This window comes from Acidovorax sp. (assembly GCF_046339755.1).
Lineage (GTDB): Bacteria > Pseudomonadota > Gammaproteobacteria > Burkholderiales > Burkholderiaceae_C > Acidovorax.
In genome coordinates this window covers 1-5,628 of the sequence record NZ_JBKDTZ010000352.1, presented here as the reverse complement: position 1 = coordinate 5,628, position 5,628 = coordinate 1, and the positions used below count along the sequence as shown (strand labels likewise).

Here is a 5,628-nt window from a genome sequence, read left to right as displayed (position 1 = left end):
GCTCATGCTCAGCCTCGCCAACGCCTGTCTATTCGACTTCCTGAGCTCGCGCGCGGTCGTCCCGGAGCGCCTCGGCCGGTGGCTGGTTTCGGTGCTGCACTCGCCGGCCATGTTCCTGCTGGGCGTGAATGCCGCGCTGTTCGTGATCGGCATGTTCATCGAGACCAGCGCCGCCATCATCGTGCTGGCGCCCATCCTCGCCCCGGTGGCCATGCACTTCGGCGTGGACCCGGTGCACTTCGGGCTGATCATGGTGGTGAACCTGGCGTTGGGCATGATCACCCCGCCCTTCGGCGTGAACCTGTTCGCGGCCTGCACGGTGGCGCGCATATCGCTGGACCGGATCATCAAGCACCTGCTGCCCTTCGTGTGCGTGATCCTGGTGTGCCTGTTGATCATCACCTACATTCCGGGTATTTCGCTCGCGCTTCGCGACCTGGTGTATTCAAAGTAGTTAGAATCGCCAACGTCAGGAGAGAGCCTTCCTTGAGAAGGCCGCCGAAGGCGCAGGGACACCCCGAACGCTCAGGCAAAAGGACTGGCAAGCGCCTGCAGGGATGCAGGCGTTCCCTTGCTGGAGAGAGGTGGCCGCGCAACACAGCGCAGGCCATCCACCGAAGGAGCAAGCCGCAGCCGCCAGCCAGGGTGGTGCGGTGAATCTCTCAGGTAAAGCGGACAGCAGGGCAAATCCCGCAATCCATGCATGGGTTGCGGCTTTCATTTGCCCGGAGTCCGCCCCATGTCTGCCCCTGCTGCCCCCCTGCTCACCACGCCGCTGAACGCCCTGCACCTGGAGCTGGGCGCCCGCATGGTGCCATTTGCCGGCTACTCCATGCCTGTGCAGTACCCCGCCGGCCTCATGGCCGAGCATGTGCACACCCGCACCGCAGCCGGCCTGTTCGACGTATCGCACATGGGCCAGCTCAAGCTCATCGGCCCGGACGCTGCCGCAGCCTTCGAGACCCTGGTGCCCGTGGACGTGATCGACCTGCCCGTGGGCAAGCAGCGCTACGGCCTGCTGCTGACCGACGAAGGCACCATCATCGACGACCTGATGTTCTTCAACCAGGGCAACGGCACGCTGTTCGTGATCGTCAACGGTGCCTGCAAGGTGGGGGACATCGCCCACATCCAGGCGCGCATCGGCCAGCGCTGCGACGTGGTACCCATGCCCGACCATGCCCTCTTGGCGCTGCAGGGCCCGCAGGCCGTGACCGCCCTGGCGCGCCTGGCTCCGGGCATCGAGCAACTGGTGTTCATGACCGGCGGCAGCTACACCATTGCCGGCTGCGACTGCTTCGTCACGCGCAGCGGCTACACCGGCGAGGACGGTTTCGAGATCTCGGTGCCCGCGGCACAGGCCGACACGCTGGCTCGCGCCCTGCTGGCCCAGCCCGAGGTCAAGCCCATCGGCCTGGGCGCACGCAACTCGCTGCGCCTGGAAGCCGGCCTGTGCCTGTACGGCAACGACATCGACACCACCACCACCCCGCCCGAGGCGGCGCTGAACTGGGCCATCCAGAAGGTGCGCCGCACCGGGGGCGCGCGCGCGGGCGGCTTCCCCGGCGCCGACAAAGCGCTGGCGCAGATCGACAACCCTGCCAGCCTGCCGCGCAAGCGCGTGGGCCTGGTGGCGCTGGAGCGCGTACCCGTGCGCGAGCACACCGAATTGCAGAGCACCGATGGCCAGAAGATCGGCGAAGTCACCAGCGGCCTCTTGGGCCCCACAGTGAACGAGCCCGTGGCCATGGGCTACGTCACGCCGGCATTTGCAGCCATCGGCACCCGTGTGAACGCCATCGTGCGCGGCAAGGCCGTGCCGATGGAGGTGCGTGCCATGCCCTTCGTACCCACCAACTATTTCCGCGGCTGATTTCACGCCGCCAGCGGGCCCGGCCCGCTACATTGCAGATTCCTTCATTTTTCAAAGCCCAGGAGCTTTCCCCATGACCGTCAAATTCTCCAAAGACCACGAATGGATCAACGCCGCTGACGCCGACGCAGCCGTGGTGGGCATCACCGTGCACGCCCAGGATGCCCTGGGCGACGTGGTGTTCGTGGACCTGCCCGAAGTGGGCAAGAGCTTCGCCCAGGGCGAGGTGGCCGGCGTGGTCGAGTCCGTCAAGGCCGCCGCCGACGTGTACATGCCTGTCTCGGGCGAGATCGTCGAGGTCAACGAAGCCCTGCGCGCCGACCCGTCGCTGGCCAATTCCGACCCGTTGAACGCCGGCTGGTTCTTCAAGGTCAAGCTCAGCGACGCCGGCCAACTCGACGCGCTGCTGAGCGAAACCGACTACACCGAGTTCGCGAAAAACGCGTAACCGCAACGCCCCTGTCCCCTGCCTGAGACCTGCCCCATGTTGATGCAATCCGCCCTGCCGCTCGGCGCGCTCGAAAACGCCACCGAATTCCTGCCCCGCCACATCGGCATCGACGCGGCCGACGAGGCACACATGCTGTCGGTGATCGGCGAGGCCTCGCGCCGCGCCCTCATCGAGAGCATCGTGCCGCGCTCGATTGCACGCAGCACGGCCATGGACCTGCCCGCCCCGGTGACGGAAGCAGCGGCCCTGGCAGAACTCAAGGCAATGGCATCGAAGAACCAGGTGCTGCGCAGCTTCATCGGCCAGGGCTACTACGGCACGCACACACCGGGCGTGATCCTGCGCAACATCCTCGAGAACCCGGCCTGGTACACGGCCTACACGCCTTACCAGGCCGAGATCTCGCAGGGCCGCATGGAAGCGCTGGTGAACTTCCAGACCATGGTCTGCGACCTCACCGGCATGCCAATTGCCAACGCCTCCATGCTCGACGAAGCCACGGCCGCGGCCGAGGCGATGACGCTGGCCAAGCGCTCCGTCAAATCCAAGAGCAACCGCTTCATCGTGGCCGGTGACGCGCACCCGCAGACCATGGAGGTCATTCAGACCCGCGCCAAGCCGCTGAACATCGAGGTGGTGCTGGCCAATTCCGCCCCCGAATGGCATGCCGCGCTCGACGGCGACTACTTCGCCGTGCTGGCCCAGTACCCCGCCACCAGCGGCCGCATCGACGACCTGCGTGCCGACGTGGAAAAAGCCCATGCCAAGCAGGCCGCCTTCATCGCCGCGGCCGACCTGCTGGCCCTGACCCTGATCACCCCGCCCGGTGAATGGGGCGCCGACATCGTGGTCGGCACCACGCAGCGCTTTGGCATGCCCATGGGTGCCGGCGGCCCGCACGCCGCCTACATGGCTTGCCGCGACGAATTCAAGCGCAGCCTGCCCGGCCGCCTGGTCGGCGTGAGCGTGGACGTGCATGGCAAGCCCGCCTACCGCCTGGCGCTGCAGACGCGCGAGCAGCACATCCGCCGCGAAAAGGCCACTTCCAACATCTGCACCGCCCAGGTGCTGCCCGCCGTGGTGGCCAGCATGTACGCCGTGTACCACGGCCCCGAGGGCCTCAAACGCATCGCCCAGCGCGTGGCCAGCTACACCGCCATCCTGGCCAAGGGCCTGGAACAGCTGGGCGCACCCGTGCGCGAGCAGGCCACCTTCGACACCGTCACGCTCAAGACCGATGGCGCCACCGCGGCCATCGCCGCACGCGCGGTGCAACTGGGCGCCAACCTGCGCGTGTACTTCGAGCACTACCTGTGCATCTCGCTCGACGAGACCACCACACGCGCCGACATTGCGCTCCTGTGGAAAATTTTTGCCAAAGACGGCCAGGCCCTGCCGACCTTCGACGCCTTCGAAAAGGGCGTGGAGCCGCTGATCCCCGCCGAGCTGCGCCGCACCAGCGCCTACCTCACGCACCCGGTGTTCAACACGCACCACAGCGAGACCGGCATGCTGCGCTACATCCGCCAGTTGTCCGACAAGGACCTGGCGCTGGACCGCAGCATGATCCCGCTGGGCAGTTGCACCATGAAGCTCAACGCCACGAGCGAGATGATCCCCATCACCTGGCCCGAGTTTGCTCAGGTGCATCCGTTTGCCCCGGCCGAGCAGCTCGCAGGCTACCGCGAGCTCGACGAGCAGCTGCGCGCCTGGCTGTGCCAGGCCACGGGCTACGCCGGCATCAGCCTGCAGCCCAACGCCGGCTCGCAGGGCGAGTACGCGGGCCTGCTGGCCATCAAGGCCTACCATGAGGCCCAGGGCCATGGCCACCGCAACATCTGCCTGATCCCCAGCAGCGCCCATGGCACCAACCCCGCCAGCGCGCAGATGGTGGGCATGCAGGTGGTGGTGACGGCCTGCGATGCCAACGGCAACGTGGACCTGGCGGACCTGCAGGCCAAGTGCGAGCAGCACAGCGCCAACCTGGCCGCGGTGATGATCACCTACCCCAGCACGCACGGGGTGTTCGAGACCCAGGTCAAGGAGCTGTGCGCCCTGGTGCACCAGCACGGTGGCCGCGTCTACGTGGACGGCGCCAACATGAACGCCCTGGTGGGTGTGGCCGCCACTGGCGAGTTCGCCGGCGACGAGAGCCACCTGAACCTGCACAAGACCTTCTGCATCCCCCACGGCGGTGGCGGCCCCGGCGTGGGCCCGGTGTGCGTGGTGGAAGACCTCGTGCCCTACCTGCCCGGCCATGCGACGGCCGGCGTCGCTGGCGGCGTGGGTGCCGTGTCGGCCGCCCCGCTGGGCAACGCCGCCGTGCTGCCCATCAGCTGGATGTACTGCCGCATGATGGGCGCCGAGGGCCTGCAGGCCGCGACCGAAACCGCGATCCTGTCGGCCAACTACATCAGCGCGCGCCTCAAGGACCACTACCCCACGCTGTACGCAAGCACCAACGGCCATGTGGCGCACGAGTGCATCCTGGACCTGCGCCAGTTGAAGGACACCAGCGGCGTGATGGCCGAGGATGTCGCCAAGCGCCTGATCGACTACGGTTTCCACGCGCCTACGCTGAGCTTTCCCGTGCCCAACACGCTGATGGTGGAGCCCACCGAGAGCGAGACGCTGTTCGAGATCGACCGCTTCATCGACGCGATGATCGCCATCCGCGAGGAGATCCGCCAGATCGAGTCCGGCGCCTGGCCTCAGGACAACAATCCGCTGAAGAATGCGCCGCACACGGCGGAGAGCCTGCTGACTGGCGAGTGGACGCGGCCCTACCCTCGCGATGTGGCTGCATACCCCGTGGCGGCCTTGCGCTCCAGCAAGTACTGGTCGCCTGTGGGGCGGGTGGACAATGTGTGGGGGGATCGCAATCTGGCGTGCAGTTGCATTCCGGTCAGCGATTACGCTTGATCTTTCGTTTCTTGGCGGGGTCTGTTATGGCTTCCTGCCGGTGTTGAGGGCGGAGGCCGGGATGTGCGCCCGGCGGCGCAGTAACTTTCTCTTGGGCCGCCAAGAGAAAGTCACCAAAGAGAAGGCGGCCCCCAGTCTGCGTCCCTCCGCTTCGCTACGGGCAACCTGCGGTGCTCGGAACTGGGGTGGCGTCGCTGAACTCGCTTCGTTCTTCGAACTCCGCTCAAACAGCAGCGACGAGCTAGGGTGTGTTGACATTCGAGGTGACAATACCGCTCCAACCTGATGATCTGGTTGGAGGGCCGATGCGCAAACAACTTCGCGATGAGCAATGGAAACGGATTGAGGGGCTGCTACCTGGCAAGCCGAGCGACCCGGGCAG

General features: G+C 66.6%; 4 protein-coding genes and 2 riboswitches. All 4 genes read left to right on the top strand.

Going from position 1 to position 5,628, the window contains the following annotated elements; genetic code table 11:
• On the top strand, positions 1 to 454 hold a 454-nt coding region (locus tag ACK59X_RS30865; protein WP_409962681.1), incomplete at its 5' end, for a TRAP transporter large permease subunit.
• 6 nt (positions 455 to 460) lie between these two features.
• A riboswitch (glycine riboswitch) is annotated at positions 461 to 551 on the top strand.
• A 13-nt stretch (positions 552 to 564) separates the two neighbouring features.
• Positions 565 to 689, top strand: a riboswitch (glycine riboswitch).
• A 50-nt stretch (positions 690 to 739) separates the two neighbouring features.
• The gene (gcvT, locus tag ACK59X_RS30860) at positions 740 to 1,873 is read left to right on the top strand and encodes a glycine cleavage system aminomethyltransferase GcvT (protein WP_409962679.1); all 1,134 of its coding nucleotides are present in this window, start codon (positions 740 to 742) and stop codon (positions 1,871 to 1,873) included.
• Positions 1,874 to 1,946: 73 nt separating this feature from the next.
• Entirely contained in the window at positions 1,947 to 2,321 is a 375-nt protein-coding gene (gene gcvH, locus ACK59X_RS30855; RefSeq protein ID WP_409962677.1) for a glycine cleavage system protein GcvH, read from the top strand.
• Between the two features lie 36 nt (positions 2,322 to 2,357).
• Positions 2,358 to 5,246, top strand: a complete 2,889-nt coding sequence (gene gcvP, locus ACK59X_RS30850) for an aminomethyl-transferring glycine dehydrogenase (protein WP_409962675.1) — start codon at positions 2,358 to 2,360, stop codon at positions 5,244 to 5,246.
• Positions 5,247 to 5,628 lie beyond the last annotated feature (382 nt).